General features: G+C 55.1%; 16 protein-coding genes. 8 read left to right on the top strand and 8 right to left on the bottom strand.

Features of this window, described 5'->3' with window-relative positions:
- Positions 1-43: 43 nt before the first annotated feature.
- The 3 genes from ACVBEJ_RS06470 to ACVBEJ_RS06460 all read right to left on the bottom strand — a co-directional run bounded on the left by ACVBEJ_RS06470 (position 44) and on the right by ACVBEJ_RS06460 (position 3,636).
- Entirely contained in the window at positions 44-856 is an 813-nt protein-coding gene (locus tag ACVBEJ_RS06470; RefSeq protein WP_447128793.1) for a TatD family hydrolase, read from the bottom strand.
- Positions 857-1,107: 251 nt separating this feature from the next.
- A complete protein-coding gene (locus tag ACVBEJ_RS06465) occupies positions 1,108-3,105 on the bottom strand; it encodes a transglycosylase SLT domain-containing protein (protein ID WP_447128792.1) in 1,998 nt (665 codons plus the stop codon).
- A gap of 81 nt (positions 3,106-3,186) precedes the next feature.
- The gene (locus tag ACVBEJ_RS06460) at positions 3,187-3,636 is read right to left on the bottom strand and encodes a universal stress protein (protein WP_447128791.1); all 450 of its coding nucleotides are present in this window, start codon (positions 3,634-3,636) and stop codon (positions 3,187-3,189) included.
- 38 nt (positions 3,637-3,674) lie between these two features.
- Between ACVBEJ_RS06460 and ACVBEJ_RS06455 the strand changes: the two genes are divergently transcribed.
- The 3 genes from ACVBEJ_RS06455 to ACVBEJ_RS06445 all read left to right on the top strand — a co-directional run bounded on the left by ACVBEJ_RS06455 (position 3,675) and on the right by ACVBEJ_RS06445 (position 7,377).
- Positions 3,675-4,157, top strand: a complete 483-nt coding sequence (locus tag ACVBEJ_RS06455; protein WP_447128790.1) for a hypothetical protein — start codon at positions 3,675-3,677, stop codon at positions 4,155-4,157.
- Positions 4,158-4,330: 173 nt separating this feature from the next.
- Positions 4,331-6,976: a type I DNA topoisomerase gene (gene topA, locus ACVBEJ_RS06450; RefSeq protein ID WP_447128789.1), complete on the top strand. Its 2,646-nt coding sequence runs from the start codon at positions 4,331-4,333 to the stop codon at positions 6,974-6,976.
- A 152-nt stretch (positions 6,977-7,128) separates the two neighbouring features.
- Positions 7,129-7,377, top strand: a complete 249-nt coding sequence (locus tag ACVBEJ_RS06445; protein ID WP_447128788.1) for a hypothetical protein — start codon at positions 7,129-7,131, stop codon at positions 7,375-7,377.
- A gap of 83 nt (positions 7,378-7,460) precedes the next feature.
- Here the strand turns inward: ACVBEJ_RS06445 and lexA are convergent, their stop codons facing one another.
- The 5 genes from lexA to ACVBEJ_RS06420 all read right to left on the bottom strand — a co-directional run bounded on the left by lexA (position 7,461) and on the right by ACVBEJ_RS06420 (position 11,874).
- Positions 7,461-8,075 (bottom strand): transcriptional repressor LexA, encoded by a 615-nt coding sequence (lexA, locus tag ACVBEJ_RS06440; protein ID WP_447128787.1) that lies wholly within the window; start codon positions 8,073-8,075, stop codon positions 7,461-7,463.
- A 265-nt stretch (positions 8,076-8,340) separates the two neighbouring features.
- The gene (locus ACVBEJ_RS06435) at positions 8,341-8,640 is read right to left on the bottom strand and encodes a DUF6763 family protein (RefSeq protein ID WP_447128786.1); all 300 of its coding nucleotides are present in this window, start codon (positions 8,638-8,640) and stop codon (positions 8,341-8,343) included.
- A 329-nt stretch (positions 8,641-8,969) separates the two neighbouring features.
- Complete coding sequence (locus ACVBEJ_RS06430; protein WP_447128785.1) at positions 8,970-9,461, bottom strand: asparaginase domain-containing protein; 492 nt, start codon at positions 9,459-9,461, stop codon at positions 8,970-8,972.
- A gap of 96 nt (positions 9,462-9,557) precedes the next feature.
- The gene (gene tdh, locus ACVBEJ_RS06425; RefSeq protein WP_447128784.1) at positions 9,558-10,586 is read right to left on the bottom strand and encodes an L-threonine 3-dehydrogenase; all 1,029 of its coding nucleotides are present in this window, start codon (positions 10,584-10,586) and stop codon (positions 9,558-9,560) included.
- A gap of 94 nt (positions 10,587-10,680) precedes the next feature.
- Positions 10,681-11,874: a glycine C-acetyltransferase gene (locus tag ACVBEJ_RS06420; RefSeq protein ID WP_447128783.1), complete on the bottom strand. Its 1,194-nt coding sequence runs from the start codon at positions 11,872-11,874 to the stop codon at positions 10,681-10,683.
- Between the two features lie 191 nt (positions 11,875-12,065).
- Here ACVBEJ_RS06420 and nagZ point away from each other — a divergent pair, with 191 nt between their 5' ends.
- The 5 genes from nagZ (at position 12,066) to ACVBEJ_RS06395 (ending at position 16,306) form a co-directional block, all read left to right on the top strand.
- Positions 12,066-13,133, top strand: a complete 1,068-nt coding sequence (gene nagZ / locus ACVBEJ_RS06415; RefSeq protein WP_447128782.1) for a beta-N-acetylhexosaminidase — start codon at positions 12,066-12,068, stop codon at positions 13,131-13,133.
- Positions 13,129-14,256, top strand: a complete 1,128-nt coding sequence (locus ACVBEJ_RS06410) for a mechanosensitive ion channel family protein (RefSeq protein ID WP_447128817.1) — start codon at positions 13,129-13,131, stop codon at positions 14,254-14,256. The genes nagZ and ACVBEJ_RS06410 overlap by 5 nt, the downstream gene beginning before the upstream one ends.
- Entirely contained in the window at positions 14,249-14,821 is a 573-nt protein-coding gene (locus ACVBEJ_RS06405; RefSeq protein ID WP_447128781.1) for a hypoxanthine-guanine phosphoribosyltransferase, read from the top strand. Before ACVBEJ_RS06410 ends, ACVBEJ_RS06405 begins: the two co-directional genes overlap by 8 nt.
- 94 nt (positions 14,822-14,915) lie before the next feature.
- Positions 14,916-15,674 carry an S-methyl-5'-thioinosine phosphorylase gene (locus ACVBEJ_RS06400; protein WP_447128780.1) on the top strand — a complete coding sequence of 253 codons (759 nt, stop codon included), beginning with the start codon at positions 14,916-14,918 and terminating at the stop codon, positions 15,672-15,674.
- Entirely contained in the window at positions 15,671-16,306 is a 636-nt protein-coding gene (locus ACVBEJ_RS06395) for a hypothetical protein (protein ID WP_447128779.1), read from the top strand. Before ACVBEJ_RS06400 ends, ACVBEJ_RS06395 begins: the two co-directional genes overlap by 4 nt.
- Positions 16,307-16,308: the final 2 nt, after the last annotated feature.

The following is a 16,308-nucleotide window of genomic DNA, read 5'->3' as shown; positions in this document are numbered from 1 at the left end:
GCGATGACAATTTTCTACCAAATGGCTCGTCGCTATTGTGCAATCAAATGCGAAAAAAGCGTTTCGCCGTATCCGTAGTCCCCGCCGCTATTTCCTTCTCTGGCAATTCATAATGCCGGCTCACTTCCTGCAATACCCAAGGCAAAAACGCCGGTTCGTTGCGGCGGCTTTTTTTCAGGTGTTTGGGCATTGGGTCGATAGTACGGGGCAGCAGGTAGGGGGCGTCGCTTTCCAGCATTAACCTTTGCAAGGGGACGTTTTTTACCAGTTGCTGCAGTTCGGTGCCCCGGCGTTCGTCGCATATCCAGCCAGTGATGCCGATATGTAAATCCATATCCAGGTAATTGAACAGGGCCTGTTTGGTGCCGGTAAAACAGTGGATAACCCCATCTACCAAATGATCCCGATATTCCCTAAGGATTTCCAGTTGCCGCTGGTGGGCGTCCCGTTCGTGCATAAATACGGGTAAACCCACTTCTGCTGCTACTTGCAGTTGGGTTTCAAAGGCTCGCTGTTGTTCCTCGGGGGTGGAAAAATTGCGGTTGAAGTCCAGCCCGGTTTCGCCAATGGCGACTACCTGAGATTTACTCGCCAAGGCTTTCAAGTCTTCGGCGCTGTTGTCTGTCCATTCGCTGGCATGGTGGGGGTGCACGCCTGCGGTGCAGTACAGCATATTGGGGAATTGCTCGGCATAGTACTCACACAGCTGGGCGACAATTTCATTGCTTTCCATATCCGTGCCGGTAAGTACACAATGCTGAACACCGGCTTCCAAGGCGCGCTGCAAAATGTCATCGCGGTCATTGGCAAAGGCTTTGCTGGCCAGGTTAAGGCCGATATCGATTAAAGAGTTCACGGTGTTTAGAGGTTTGTTAATTTTCAGGATGGGTAGTGTATCGCTTTGCGCCCAAACTTGAAGACATGAATCCCCAGCTGCTTGCCGTGACCGTGGCCAGCATGGATGCTGGCGACGAGTCTACAGGGATGTATTTACGGCGAGTCACGGCAAGCAGCTGGGGATTCATGTCCTGCGCCAAATCTACAGGAAGTCGGTGGATTACGCCGCTACGCGTCTAATCCACCCTACGGAAAGATTATCTCGATGGGTTATAGCAGCTGGGCCTTTTCCTGCTCGTCGAGCATGCGGCTATCCGAACCCAGCAGGTGAGCGTAGATCATGGAAAACGCCAGCACGTTTTGCACGTAGTGGCGGGTTTCCTTGAAGGGAATGGTTTCAATCCAGGCATCAAAATGCAGTTGCATGTCGCTGTTTTCCAGCCAGCGCTTTACCCGGTGAGGGCCGGCGTTGTAGGCGGCGGTGGCGAGGATGCGGTTGTTGTTAAAGCGGTCCAGCAATTCCCGGTAATAGCGGCTGCCCAGTTCGATATTCTTTTGCGGGTCCAGCAGTTGCTCATTATTTGCCAGGTGGATTTTGTACTTGCGGGCGGTTTGCCGGGCGGTGGCGGGCATCAGTTGCATCAGGCCGCGGGCGCCAACGGGAGATATGGCGTCTGTGGCCAGGGCGCTTTCCTGGCGGGCAAGGGCCAGCAGCAAGTGCTTGTGGATAGCCAGTTCGGTGCTTTGGTGGGCGAATTGCGAGTGGTGGTCGATGGGAAAGCGGCGCTCAATGTCATTCCAAAAACTCGCCTGGATCATGCTGACGATGGCCTGGTTGCTCCAGCCCCAACTTTGCGCCAGTTCTGCGGCCAGTTGCCACTGGCGTTCGCTGAAATTGCGGCTGGCGTATTGCCACTCTCGCCGGGCCGCCAGTGTGTCGCCGTGGTGATACAGCTCCCGGGCGCGGGCCATGGCGGGAATCAACGCCAGCATTTTCACATCGGCATCACTGGCTTGCGCCGGTGTGTGGTTCATCTGGTAACTGCCCCCCAGCCATTCGCTGGCCAGGAAACCATAAAAGCTGCGCTGCTGAGCCAGCTCTGCATACACCGGTGCCGGGTCTTCGCCATTGAGTTTTTGCGCCAGCCGCGCTTGCCAGTATTGCCAGCGGGACTCCTGGCGATATTCCTGGGGCAAAAGCTGCAGCCACTGCTGAGCATCGCTCCATTGAGCAGCGTTCAGGGCCTGGCGAATGCGCCATTCCAACAGTGCAGGGGTTGCTTCGGGCAGGGTCTGATGCAGCCACTGATCCGCCGCTGCACTGGCTTTCTCTTTGTGCAGGCCTTTGATAATGCGCTCGTTAATTTGGCCCTTGGCCTGCATTTTGAAAGAGTGACTGCTGCGATAACGCTGCCAGTGCTTGAGCGCTGCCTGTGGGTCTTCACGACTGAGGCGGCGCAGGTTGTGCTCGATTACCGCCAGCATTTCCGGGCTTTGATCGGCAAACTGGGCATAGTTGCCAATGCGATGAGGATTTTTACTGGCAGCGCTGGCATTGGCAGCCCAGGTGGAGTAGGGCTCTGCCTTAAGCCGTTTTTGCAGGTAGCGGGCCAACTTGTACTGGCGGTTGGAAAGCGCTTTGCTGTAGCGCTGCCAGATGAGCTTGTCATCGATCAGTTGGTGTTCTTCCAGCTGCGCAAACAACTTGTTGCAGGCTTTGGGTTGGGATTTGCCCTGGTTCCACAGAACCAACCCCTGCTGCAAAGCATCTTGTTGTTGCTGTTCGTTGCCGGTGCGGTAGCGGGCGTACTGGTAGTAGCAGCGCAGTTTGGCGTCTGCAAGGCTGGGCTTGTAGTAGTGCACAAAGTCGCTGCCACGCCTGCTGTTTTTCAGGGCGCGAAGCCACTGTAAACGCACCCTGTCGGCGATGCGCTGGCCCTGGTAACGGTCCAGAAAACTGTCTATCTCAAGGCGTGGCAGCTTGTGCAGCCGGGGCTGGAGGTGCGCGTATTCCAGGTAGGGTTTCAGGGGGTAGTGTTGCAGCTTGCCCAGTAGCCGGTGGAACTCATTGCTGTTGCCCCGGCGCAGGGCTTTAAGGGCTTGCTGGTAGTCTTGCCGTTGTTGTTCCAGCTGGCTGCTGTCAACGCTGTTGAGTGAGCCGGGGTTGATAACAATCGCGCCGCTGGTGATGTCGCTGCTTTCCGGCGCGGCAACCAAACTGCCACAGCCGATAAATGCTGAAATCGCGAAAATAGCGCGCCACTTCATAAAAAGCCCTGAGATACTGTTAAAACAAATGTTTGACTTTATCTTTTATCGACAGTTCTTCATAGATTATGAATGTAAAATTCAGTTTTCCTCCCTTATTCGCACCGCCAGTACATCGCAGTCTGCGCCATGTATAACGCCGTTTGCGGTCGACCCCAGCAACAGGGCAAGACCGTGGCGACCGTGACTGCCCACCACAATCAGGTCTACCTGGTTTTCTTGCGCGTAGCGATGCAGTTCGTGAGCTGGTTGGCCTACCATGACCCTCTGCTGCTCTGCGGCCACAGAAAGTGTGCTACCGTGCTGCGCCAGACGGCTTCGGGCTTGTTCCTCCAGCTGGCTTTGAACCTCGGACAAGTCCATGGGTATATCGCCGCCGTAGGCAAATGACAGCGGTTCCTGTACGTGCATCAACGTGATTTTCGGCCGCTCGTTGGGGTTACTGGCATACAATTCGGCGACCCGGTCTACCACTTGCCGGGATTCCGGTGACAAATCCAGGCCGACCAGGATGTGTTGATAGCTGGACATGGGCAGTCTCCTCAATTAATTAAAGGTCTATTGAAAGTATGGAATATATTTGGGTCATTGTGGTGTTGGCGCTGATTCTTTCGCCCATTATTGGACTTAAATCATCTCCAAGGCAAAAAAAACTGGAAACCCTGCGCCGCTGCGCTTCCGCCGCCGGCTTGCATGTGAAACTTGCCCGCCGTCCGGATGCCCGGGATGATGAGCGCGATCTGGATTCTGTCAGCTATCTTTTGCCCTGGGGTGGCAATGCCCCGGAGGGGTTGCGGCCCTGGGTGTTAACCCACAACAGTCGTCGTGGTATGGAGGCGCAATGGTCCAACTGGCGCTGGTTTCAGGGGCCTGCCGAACTGAGTATTGAGGAATCGCTGGGGCAGTTGTTGCCCAGCCTGCCCTCCGGAGTTACCGGCCTTGTTGCGTCCCGTCAGGGGCTGGCGGTTCACTGGCTGGAACAGGGGGAGGAGGGGGATGTTTGCGCCCTTGTGGATGTTCTCAAAACCCTGCGACAAACCCTGCAAAAGTAGCCTTCATTACTATCAGTTATTTTCTGGGAAGAAAAAATTTTTCTTGACCTGTGCCGGTTCTGTGCGTGTATATTCGCCACTTTCACCCCGCTGAGGGTTCAGTTTGGGGCGATCGTTTGACGTTGGTATTGACTTTGCGGCCGGGATGAGCTGCTAATCGGATTGAAAACTATATGGGAAAATCACTGGTTATTGTGGAATCGCCGGCCAAGGCGAAAACCATCAACAAGTATCTGGGCAAGGATTATACGGTGAAGTCCAGTGTGGGTCATATTCGTGATCTGCCCACCGGCGGTGGTGCTCGCCAGCCCGTAGACCCAAAGGCTCGCGCCAAGGCCGCTGCCCTGACCCGTAAAATGTCGCCGGAAGAAAAAGCCAAACACAAGCGCCGCAAAGCCAAAGAACAACTGGTCAACCGCATGGGCATTGACCCGGATCGCGGTTGGAAGGCCAATTACCAGATTCTGCCAGGCAAGGAAAAGGTGGTGGCGGAGCTGAAAAAACTCGCCAAAGACGCCGACCATATCTATCTGGCCACGGACTTGGATAGAGAGGGGGAGGCCATTGCCTGGCACCTTCAGGAAGCCATTGGCGGTGACCTGGGCCGCTACAAGCGGGTGGTGTTTAACGAAATTACCAAAAGTGCCATTAAAGGTGCCTTTGCCGAACCCGGCGAACTGGACAACAACCGGGTTAACGCGCAGCAGGCGCGCCGCTTTCTCGACCGGGTAGTGGGTTATATGGTGTCGCCGCTGCTGTGGGAAAAAGTCGCCCGTGGTCTGTCCGCCGGGCGCGTGCAATCCGTGGCGGTGAAAATGCTGGTGGAGCGGGAACGGGAAATTCGCGCCTTTGTGCCAGAAGAATACTGGACGGTGCAGGCGGATCTGGAGCGTTGTGCCGACGACCTTGAGCAAATCATCCGCTTTGATGTGGCCCGTCATCAGGGCAAAGCCTTTCGTCCCGGCAACAAAGCGCAAACTGACGCTGCCCTGGCGCAGCTGAAACCGGCCCATTATCAAGTCAGCCATCGGGAAGACAAACCAACCCGCTCAAAGCCATCAGCCCCATTTATCACGTCCACCCTGCAGCAGGCGGCCAGTACCCGCCTTGGTTACGGGGTGAAGAAAACCATGATGATGGCCCAGCGATTGTATGAGGCTGGCTACATCACTTATATGCGTACCGACTCCACCAACCTCAGCAAAGAGGCGGTGGAGGCCTGTCGGGAATTTATTGGCGTGCGTTTTGGCGATAAATACCTGCCCGACGCCGCCATTGCCTACAGCAGCAAATCCGGCGCCCAGGAAGCTCACGAAGCCATTCGCCCTTCCAATATCGACATCATGCCCGGTGACCTGTCGGACATGGAGGCGGACGCCCGCAAGCTCTACCAGTTGATCTGGCAGCAGTTTGTGGCTTGCCAGATGGTGCCTGCGGAATTTACCAGCACCACGGTTACCGTCACCGCCGGTGATTACGAACTGCGGGTGAAGGGCCGGGTGATTCGTTTTGACGGCTACCTGAAAGTGCTGCCTGCTCATCGCAAGAAAGACGACGATGTGGAATTGCCGGACCTGGCCGTGGGCGACGAACTGAACCTGAATATCCTCATTCCCAACCAGCACTTCACCAAACCACCAGCGCGCTACAGCGAGGCGTCACTGGTCAAAGAGCTGGAAAAACGCGGCATCGGCCGCCCATCCACTTATGCATCGATTATCTCCACCATTCAGGATCGCGGTTACGTGCGGGTGGAAAACCGGCGTTTTTACGCGGAAAAAATTGGCGATATTGTCACCGACCGCCTCAACGAGAACTTTACCGACCTGATGGACTACGGTTTTACCGCCGCCATGGAGGAATACCTGGACAAGGTGGCAGACGGCGACCTGGATTGGCAGGACGTACTCAACCGCTTTTACAGCGACTTTTCCGCCAAGCTGGAACAGGCGCAGAGCGAACAGGGCATGCGCCCCAATGCGCCCTCGGAAACCGATGTTCCCTGCCCCAAATGTGGCCGTCATATGATGGTGCGCACTGGCAGTACCGGGGTGTTTTTGGGCTGTTCGGGCTACGCCCTGCCGCCGAAAGAGCGCTGCAAAGGCACCCTAAACCTGCTGCCCGGGGATGAGGCGATAAACGTAGACGACGATGACGAAGCGGAAGCACGTCAGCTGATGGACAAGCGCCGTTGCAAAAAATGCAACTCCGCCATGGAAAATTATCTGATCGACGAAAAGCGCAAAATCCATATCTGTGGCAACAACCCGGATTGCGATGGTTTTGAGGTAGAGCAGGGCACCTTTGTGATCAAGGGCTACGAAGGCCCGGTGCTGGACTGCGACAAATGCGGCAGCGAAATGCAGCTAAAAACCGGTCGCTTTGGCAAGTTCTTTGGCTGCACCAACGAAAATTGCAAGAACACCCGCAAACTGCTGAAAAACGGCCAGCCGGCACCGCCAAAAATGGACCCGGTGCCCATGCCGGAATTGCAGTGTGTGAAAGTGGACGACCACTACATTCTGCGCGATGGTGCCAGCGGCCTGTTCCTGGCCGCCAGTCAGTTTCCCAAGCACCGGGAAACCCGCTCGCCGCAAATCGCCGAGATGCTGCCTCATAAGGACTCCATCGATCCCAAATACAGCTTCCTGTGGTCTGCTCCGGTAGCCGATCCGGACGGTGTGCCCACCTACGTGCGCTACAGCCGTAAAACCAAGGAGCAATATGTGCAGGCGGAGGTGGAAGGTAAGTCCACCGGCTTCCGCGCCTGGTACAAGGGCGGCAAGTGGGAGATTGAGGATAAGCGCAAGAAGAAATAAAGGTGGCAGGTCGCTTCGCTCACAGGTAACAGGGCGCGCTTGTGCGCTTACAGGGGGGGGCAACTGTATTCTGTAGCGGGTGCAGCTCCCGTTTTGTCACCTCTGTTTTGTGCTAAACTCTCCCAATTCTCTGGTTTAACAGATGTAACCCCATGCCCACTACGCTTTACGAAATTGTTCAACTCTCCAACGGTGACTACGCGTTGCAACGCACGGATGGTGGCGGCGAGCCATTGGTGCGAATATGTTTTTCCAAAGAGGCCCGGCATTATCTGCAAGAATCCAGTGTGGAAGTGGCCAGAGCCATGATTGATGCGGGTATTGAGGTGGTTGAGCAGATCAATGAAGAAGAAGCGATGGAACAGGAAGTGCGCGAGGAATCGCCGCGGTTGTTGCATTAAAACCCCGTCATTGCGAGCGCAGCCAACGGGGGTTATCAAGATTGCCAGGTTGTTCTCCGGACTCCTTGCAATGACGGGATGAATTACATATCCGTTCGTAAAACCCCCACGCTCAGCCCCTCGATGGCAAATTCCTGTTCCCGCAGATTTACCACAATGGGCTCGAAGTCTTCGTTTTCCGGCAACAGGTGAATTTCGTATTTGCTGCGAGTGCGTTTCAGGCGTTTCACAGTAACCTCATCGTCCACCCGAGCCACCACCACTTGGCCATTTTCCGCTGTCTGTTGACGGTGAACCGCCAGCAGGTCGCCATCCATAATGCCAATGTCCTTCATGCTCATGCCCTGTACTTTTAAAAAGTAGGAAGCGGCAGGGTAGAACAGTTGTTCTGGTACTTCGTAGTAATCCTCGACGTTTTCCTCTGCCAGAATCGGGCTGCCAGCAGCTACCCGGCCCACCACCGGCAAGCCATCCGGTACGCCGTCTTCCACCAGCAGGCGAATGCTGCGTGAGCCGCCGGGAACAATCTCGATAACACCTTTGCGCTCCAGTGCCTTGAGATGCTCCTGGGCGGCATTGGCAGAGCGGAAGCCCAGCGTTTCGGCAATTTCGGCACGGGTGGGTGGGAAGCCGGTATCGTAGATATACTCTTTGATCAGTTCGAGAATTTGCTGCTGGCGGGCGGTGAGGTCAATCATTGGATTTTCCTTTGGCTGGGAAAGTCTTGGCAAACATAAATGTGGATTTATATACAGCTGTAACTTTGTCCAGTATGGCTCTGTGAGGGCGTGGATGCAAGGGGAATTTCCAAACTATTGAATTTCCAAACTGTGCTGCCATGGCGAAAAGCACAGCAGTTCGGTAATCTTATGCTGTTTGCGGTGTTCTGGTCGAGATTGCTTCGCTGCGCTCGCAATGACAGAGTCGTTGGAAAGCAGGGTAGAGTTGCTTGAAGTTGAGGAGTTAGCCGTTGTTTATATCGAGGGTTGCCAGGGGGTCCTGAACGTTGTCGGGAATAACAATGTCGTCCAGTTCGTGGCTGTCTTCGCGGCTGAGTTCGTAGGAGGCGCGCCAGTCTTCCGGCGCTTCGGCGCTGAGTATCAGCATTTGCCCCCAGGTTTCAAAATCCAGTTCGCTGATTTCGCCGCCCAGTAATTGAATATCAATGGTGCCGGCACTGTCGTCTACCGCGACCACTTCAAACAACACATCCTCTGCAGCGTCCTGATACCAGGAACCAATTTCAGGGTAGTGTTTGGCCACGGCTGTGCTCCCATCTGGATGTTGAGTTAGGGCCTGTTCACACTAATCGAGTTACAACAGTGGCGATTCAATTAGTGTGAACAGGCCCTAAAACCCTATCATTGCTGAAGTGGCTTGCCTATCGCCGTTGGGTGCCTACAGCGCGCATTGGTTTTTACGGCAACAGTGGTTTTTTATAAGCATCGTAAATTCAAGGAATTAGCGATGGAAAAGTGATTTTGCTTATAGGAGAGAAGAATAAAAAGCGGCTGGGTAATGAAAAAAATATCTAAAGAAATGACGGTGAAAAGGGCCGTTAAGACCCTTTTGATACGGATAAAAAGTGGGTTTTACGGGTTTGCGGGCTCAAAGCGGTTGGCGGCGACATTTTTTACCACTCGGGTGGCGTCAAACAGTTGCCCATTCATGGTGATATAAACCCCTGGCTGCACCGCTTGCAGAGCGCCAAGGGCGCAGCCGATATTGAAGATGGCGTCGGTCTCGCGGAAGACCGCCGGTTGCAGAGCACCGGTCATCAGAATGTGCTTCCCCGGTACCTGTTCCCGCAACCATTTGCCGGTTTCCACCATGCCGTCGGTGCCGTGTGTTACCAGAACATAATCGCTGTCGCAGTTTTTTACCCGGTCGACGATAAGCTGGCGATCTTCGTCGGTGAGGTCCAGGCTGTCTTTGCGCAATACAGAGGTCACTTCAAACTCAAAGCCCACTTCCATGCGTTTAAGCAGCTCGCCAATCACCGGGTCGCCCACCTGGTAGTCGCTCTTGGCGTCGAAGTAAATTTTGTCGATGGTGCCGCCGGTGGTGATGATGTTTATTTTCATAGACGTTGTTTTCCAGTTACGTCATCCTGAACGCAGTGAGGGATCTCATTGTGTGGATGAACATCGAGATCCTTCGCTGCGCTCAGGATGACAATATTATTTGAGCCAATCCAAAATTACTTTCCCCGAATGCCCGGAGGCCATCATTTCAAACCCTTGCTGGAAATCATCCACAGGGTAGTGGTGAGTGATGATGGGTGCCAGGTCCAGGCCGCTCTGAATCAGGCTGCTCATTTTATACCAGGTTTCAAACATCTCGCGGCCGTAAATACCTTTTAATATCAGCCCTTTGAATATCACCTGGTTCCAGTCGATAGCCATCTCGCCAGGTGGGATGCCCAGCATGGCAATGCGGCCGCCGTGGTTCATGTTGTGCAGCATGTCGTTAAAGGCCACCGGTACGCCGGACATTTCCAGGCCGATATCAAAACCCTCGGTCATGCCCAGTTCTTTCATTACCGTGGGCAATTTCTCATTGGCCACATTGACAGCGCGACTGGCGCCCATTTTGCGGGCCAGGTCCAGGCGGTAGTCGTTGAGATCGGTAATTACCACGTGGCGCGCGCCGCAGTGTTTGGCAATGGCCACCGCCATGATACCTATGGGGCCAGCGCCGGTAATCAGTACATCCTCGCCCACCAGATCGAACGACAGGGCGGTGTGCACCGCGTTGCCAAAGGGGTCGAAAATGGCTGCCAGGTCGTCGGGGATGTCGTCGGGTAACTTGAAGGCGTTAAAGGCGGGAATCACAAGGTATTCCGCAAAAGCACCGGGGCGATCCACGCCCACACCTTCGGTATTGCGGCACAGGTGGCGGCGTCCGGCGCGGCAGTTGCGGCAGTGGCCGCAGGTAATGTGGCCTTCGCCGGACACCCGGTCACCCACGGCAAAGCCGCGCACTTCCTGGCCCATGTCTACCACCTCGCCGACAAATTCATGGCCCACCACCATGGGCACCGGAATGGTGTCCTGGGACCACTTGTCCCAGTTGTAGATATGCATGTCCGTGCCGCAGATGGCGGTTTTACGCATTTTGATCAGCAGGTCGTTGTGGCCCATCTCCGGCCTGGCCACATCGGTCATCCAGATGCCGGGTTCGGGTTTTAACTTCGATAGTGCTTTCATGTTACGCCCTCGGTTGGACGTTTGAGGTTCGACGTTGGACGAATTGAGCTCAGCGCTCCGAACTGCTTTTTCGTCAAACGTCTAACATCGAACGTCAAACAATCCCCAATTCCTTGCCCACTTTAACAAACGCCGCAATCGCTTTATCCAATTGCTCGCGGCTGTGGGCGGCAGACATTTGGGTGCGAATGCGGGCCTGGCCTTTGGGCACTACCGGGAATGAAAAGCCCACCACATAGATGCCTTCTGCCAACATTTTGTCGGCGAACTCGGCGGCCTGACGAGCGTCGCCGATCATCACCGGAATAATGGCGTGGTCTGCCCCGGCCAGAGTAAAACCGGCCTCGGTCATTTGTTCACGGAAGTAGCGGCTGTTGTCGTTGAGCTTCTGGATCAGGTCTTTGCTCTGGGACAGCATTTCCACCACTTTGATAGAGGCAGTCACCACCGCCGGTGCCAGTGAATTGGAAAACAGGTATGGCCGGGAGCGTTGACGCAGGATGTCGATAATTTCCTGGCGGCCAGCGGTGTAGCCGCCAGAGGAGCCGCCCATGGCTTTGCCCAGGGTGCCGGTAATGATGTCTACCCGCTCCATCACATCGCAGTATTCGTGAGAGCCGCGGCCGTTTTCTCCCAAAAAACCCACCGCGTGGGAATCGTCCACCATCACAATGGCATCGTATTTGTCTGCCAGGTCGCACACGGATTTCAAGTCGGCGATCACGCCGTCCATGGAAAACACGCCATCGGTGGCAATCAGTTTAAAGCGCGCTCCGGCTTCGCAGGCTTCCTGCAAGCGGGCTTCCAGCTCCGCCATATTGTTGTTGGCGTAGCGGAAGCGTTTGGCTTTGCACAGGCGCACGCCGTCGATAATGGAGGCGTGGTTGAGGGCATCGGAAATAATGGCGTCTTCCGGGCCCAGCAGGGTTTCAAACAGACCGCCGTTGGCGTCGAAGCAAGAGGAGTAGAGGATGGTGTCTTCCATGCCCAAAAACTCACTCAGCTTCTGCTCCAGAGTTTTGTGAATATCCTGAGTGCCGCAGATAAAACGTACCGAAGCCACCCCAAAGCCGTGCTTGCCCAGGCCGCTTTTGGCCGCGTCGATCAACGTCGGGTGGTTGGCCAGTCCCAGATAGTTGTTGGCACAGAAGTTCAGCACTCGCTGGCCACCTTCCACGGTAATGTCAGCGGCTTGTTGGGAGGTGATGATGCGCTCGCCTTTAAACAGGCCATCGGCGTGAATTTGTTCGAGTTCAGCAGAGAGGTGTTGCAGAAATGTATGGGGCATGGGAAGGGCTTTCCAAAGGCGGCGGAAATGAACCACTATTTTAGGTGCCAGCTGGTAGTGAGTCCACAAATCCGGTTGCTCAAAAAGCAACCAGTATGGAGTGGCGGATGGTGGTAAAAAGATGCGTTGACATTGCCGCGGGGGGCTCTTAACGTGGCCTCCTTTACCACCTGTCCATAGGGTTAAGTGATATGCCCATAGGCCCCTTGATGCTCGATCTGGAGGGCGTTGCTCTCAGCGCTGACGAACGCGAGTTACTGCAACAGCCCCAAGTGGGTGGCGTGATCTTTTTTGCCCGCAATTTTGAATCCCGGCAGCAGATCTGCGCGTTAGTGGATGATATTCGTGCGATTCGCCCTGAACTGCTATTGGCAGTGGATCAGGAAGGTGGCCGGGTACAACGTTTTAAAGCTGGCTTTACACGCCTGCCAGCGATGCAAACCCTGGGTGATTTCTATCGCCAGGATACTGAGCAGGGCCTGGCCCTGTGCCGGGATACTGGCTGGTTGATGGCCAGCGAAATTCGCGCCTGCGGTATCGACTTCAGTTTTGCACCGGTGTTGGATCTGGATAAAGACAGCTGCACCGTAATTGCCAACAGAGCTTTTTCCGACAACCCGGAACAGATGGTGGCCTGTGCTGGCGCGTTTATCGACGGTATGGCAGAAGCGGGCATGGCGGCTACCGGCAAGCACTTTCCCGGCCACGGTGCGGTGCGGGCAGACAGCCATCTGGAAACCCCTTTTGATCAACGCCCTCTGGATGCCATTCGCAGTAACGACCTGATTCCCTTCGCACGGCTGGCGGGTCGCTGTACAGCGGTGATGCCCGCTCATATCGTATTTCCGCAAGTGGTGCCGGAATCCGTGGGTTTCTCCCGATTCTGGCTGCAGGACATACTCCGTGGCGAGCTGGGGTTTGACGGTGTGATTTTCAGTGATGACCTGTCCATGAAAGGGGCCGATGTCGCCGGTAGTTACGCCGAAAAAGCCGCTGCTGCGCTGAATGCTGGCTGTGATATGGTGCTGGCATGCAATTGCCGCGAAGGTGCCTTGGAGGTGCTGGCGCACTTACAAGAAAACATGCAACAAGAGATGCAACAAGAGACGCAAAAAAAGGCCCTACAACAGCCGCTACCCAGCCCTGAGCGTTTGCAGCGCATGGCTGGCAGGGGCACCGTAGATTGGCAGCAGTTGCGGTCTAACCCCCGTTATTTGAATACCCAAACCCGGCTGCAACAGCTGGTGCAAGGAGATTGATGTGCAGCAAATAGAAAGCTGGCTGGCCGCCGTTGTCGGGGCGAAATTCCTGTGGATGGCGGAAGTGTTTCTGATCGTCCTTATTGCGCTGACCCTGGGTTTTCTGGTCAATAAAGTGATTAACCGCCTGGAGAAACAGGCTGCGAAAACCAAAACTGTATGGGACGATGCCCTGATCGAAGCCTTCCGGCGGCCACTGGTGTGGCTGGTGTGGATTCTGGGTATTAACTTCGCCGCAGAAATTGCCTTTAGCAGCGACCCGGCCTGGGAAAATCTTATTGCTCAAGCCAATAAAGTAGCGGTGATTTTCCTGGTGATGCTGTTTCTGCTTAACTTCCTCAAGCGCGCCGAACGCAATTTCCTCAACCCGGAATATCAGACCCCGCCAGTGGATGAAACCACCGCCAAAGCCGTGGGCAAACTGCTGCGGGCGGCAGTGATTATCAGTGCCCTGCTGATTGTGATGCAGGTGTTTGGTTTTAGCATTTCCGGCCTGCTGGCGTTCGGCGGTATCGGTGGCATTGCCGTGGGTTTTGCCGCCAAGGATTTACTGGCCAACTTTTTTGGCGGCATGATGATCTACTTCGACCGCCCCTTTAAAGTGGGGGATTGGGTGCGTTCACCGGATCAGGAAATAGAGGGCACTGTGGAAGATATCGGTTGGCGCATGACCCGCATTCGCACCTTCGACAAGCGCCCGCTGTATATTCCCAACTCGGTGTTTACTCAAATATCCATCGAGAATCCGTCGCGCATGACCAACCGCCGCATCTACGAAACCATTGGTATTCGCTACGACGACATCGCCGCCATGAACGCCATTGTTGGCGATGTAAAAGCCATGCTGCAGGCCCACGATGAAATCGATACCAGACAAACCCTGATTGTTAATTTCAATGGGTTTGCGGCATCTTCCGTAGACTTCTTTGTCTACACCTTTACCAAAACCTGCAACTGGGTGCAGTTTCACGAAGTGAAGCAGGACGTATTGTTGAAGATTGCCGCCATCATCGACAGCCACGGCGCAGAAATCGCGTACCCCACATCCACTCTCCACGTGCCAGATGGCATAACCACTAACACCGCACCACCAACACCGCAGGGGCATAAACCTTTTGAGTGATTCATCTGTAAATAATTTGCCAGACGTTGTAGAAATTCTCGATTACGCCCTGGAGCTGAGCTCCGGCGAAGAAGTAGACGCCGCTATCGAACGCATCGCTACCGACATCACTGAAAAGCTGGCGGACAAAAATCCCATTGTGATCTGCGTGCTTAACGGTGGCGTAGTGTTTACCGGCCAGCTGTTGCCACTGCTGCGCTTCCCCTTGGAACTGGACTACCTGCACGCCACCCGCTATCAAGGCGAAATGATTGGCAGCGATATCAACTGGCTGGCCCGGCCACAGCTGGACATGAAAGGCCGCACCGTATTGATACTGGACGATATTTTTGACGAAGGTTTTACCCTGGAAGCCATCGCCGAACACTGCCGCGCTCAGGGCGCCGAAGAAGTATTTACCGCCGTACTGGTGGAAAAACGCCACGACCGCGAGCGCGCCAAACAACGCCCGGACTTTGTCGGCCTGAGCACCAGTGATCTCTACCTGTTTGGCTCCGGCATGGATTATCTGGGGTACTGGCGCAATCTGCCGGGGATTTATGGATTGAAGGTGGAATGGGAGTGATCCTGTCATCCTGAGCGCAACGAAGGATCTCAAGCGCCGATTGACCACAGGGATCCTTCGTTGCACTCAGGATGACAGTGTCAAACAACAAGCTATGAAAAAAATCGCCATTATCGGCGGCACCGGCCTCACTGCAATGCCGGAGCTGAAAATCCTTGAAACAAAATCCGTTACTACGGCATACGGCGAACCCTCGTCGCCGTTGTTGTGTGGTCAGCTGGGCAGTGCCGAAGTAGTGTTCCTCGCCCGCCATGGCAACGACCACAGTATCCCGCCCCACTGCGTAAACTACCGCGCCAACCTGTTTGCTTTGCAAGGGGAAGCGGTGAACGCGGTGATCGCTGTTAATGCGGTGGGCGGTATTCGCGAAGATATGGGCGCGGGGGCGTTGGTAGTGCCCAATCAGATTGTTGATTACACCTGGGGACGGGCACACACTTACAGCGACAGTGCCAATGTACCGTTGCAACACATCGACTTTACCCAGCCCTACAGCGACGAACTGCGCCAACATGTGGTGGCGGCTTTGCAAGCAGAGAATGCCAACCCCATCGACGGTGGTGTGCACGCCATTACCCAGGGGCCGCGACTGGAAAGTGCTGCCGAGATAGACCGCCTGGAACGGGACGGCTGCGATCTGGTGGGCATGACTGGCATGCCGGAAGCGGCATTGGCGCGGGAGTTGGGGCTGGATTACGCGTGCCTGGCGCTGGTGGTGAACCCGGCCGCCGGGCGCGGCCCTGATAACATCACCATGGCGGATATCCAGCGGGTGCTGGACAGCAGGATTCCCCTGATTCGCCGGGCATTGGTGCGCACTTGCGAGATGATTTCGACAGGAGTTGAACGATGAATTTTCTACAACAAATAACACCGTCATTGCGAGCCGCAAAGCGGCGCGGCAATGTTCTGTTTTATGGATTACTGCTGGCGGTATTGTTGCTTGCCGCCTGTGCCGATAACGCTTCCCCGCAAGCGGTATCCCAACAGTTCTGGCAAGCTGTGGCCGCTGGCAATATCGATGCCGCCAAAGCACTCGCCACCAAAAGCAGCATGGAAAGCATCAGCATTAGCGGCAAACGCCGTATCGAAAGCCTGCATATTGGCGAGGTCAGCCTGGATGAGAGTGAACAGAGTTCGTTGGTGGCTACAGCGTTTGAATCCGTGAAGGGCAACAGCCGAATTACGTTAACCTTCGACACCGTACTGGAACAACAGCAGGGCCAGTGGCGGGTAAATTTTAATCGCACCACCCAATCCATGCTGGGCAGCTCGTTTCAGCAATTGCAGGGTGCCCTGGCAGATACCATCAGTGAAGCCGGTGACGCCATAGGCGAAGCAGTGGATGGCGCATTGGATGGCGCGGTTCGCGAAATGAGTTCCGTACTGCAGGATACTGCCCGGGAAATGCAGCAGGCAGCGGATGACATTCGCGCTGAACTTGAACAACTGAATAAAGACGACGTTCCGCCTGTTGAAAAATAATC

It is taken from the genome of Porticoccus sp. GXU_MW_L64, assembly GCF_052983295.1.
This window is presented reverse-complemented; position numbering and strand designations above follow the sequence as displayed.

Excerpts from the sequence above, each read along its gene's own strand:
- ACVBEJ_RS06465 (WP_447128792.1), bottom strand. The coding sequence starts at position 3,105 with ATGAAGTGGCGCGCTATTTTCGCGATTTCAGCATTTATCGGCTGTGGC.
- ACVBEJ_RS06430 (WP_447128785.1), bottom strand. The coding sequence starts at position 9,461 with ATGAAAATAAACATCATCACCACCGGCGGCACCATCGACAAAATTTAC.
- ACVBEJ_RS06460 (WP_447128791.1), bottom strand. The coding sequence starts at position 3,636 with ATGTCCAGCTATCAACACATCCTGGTCGGCCTGGATTTGTCACCGGAA.
- ACVBEJ_RS06455 (WP_447128790.1), top strand. The coding sequence starts at position 3,675 with ATGGAATATATTTGGGTCATTGTGGTGTTGGCGCTGATTCTTTCGCCC.
- ACVBEJ_RS06445 (WP_447128788.1), top strand. The coding sequence starts at position 7,129 with ATGCCCACTACGCTTTACGAAATTGTTCAACTCTCCAACGGTGACTAC.
- lexA (WP_447128787.1), bottom strand. The coding sequence starts at position 8,075 with ATGATTGACCTCACCGCCCGCCAGCAGCAAATTCTCGAACTGATCAAA.
- tdh (WP_447128784.1), bottom strand. The coding sequence starts at position 10,586 with ATGAAAGCACTATCGAAGTTAAAACCCGAACCCGGCATCTGGATGACC.
- ACVBEJ_RS06395 (WP_447128779.1), top strand. The coding sequence starts at position 15,671 with ATGAATTTTCTACAACAAATAACACCGTCATTGCGAGCCGCAAAGCGG.
- topA (WP_447128789.1), top strand. The coding sequence starts at position 4,331 with ATGGGAAAATCACTGGTTATTGTGGAATCGCCGGCCAAGGCGAAAACC.
- ACVBEJ_RS06400 (WP_447128780.1), top strand. The coding sequence starts at position 14,916 with ATGAAAAAAATCGCCATTATCGGCGGCACCGGCCTCACTGCAATGCCG.
- ACVBEJ_RS06420 (WP_447128783.1), bottom strand. The coding sequence starts at position 11,874 with ATGCCCCATACATTTCTGCAACACCTCTCTGCTGAACTCGAACAAATT.
- nagZ (WP_447128782.1), top strand. The coding sequence starts at position 12,066 with ATGCCCATAGGCCCCTTGATGCTCGATCTGGAGGGCGTTGCTCTCAGC.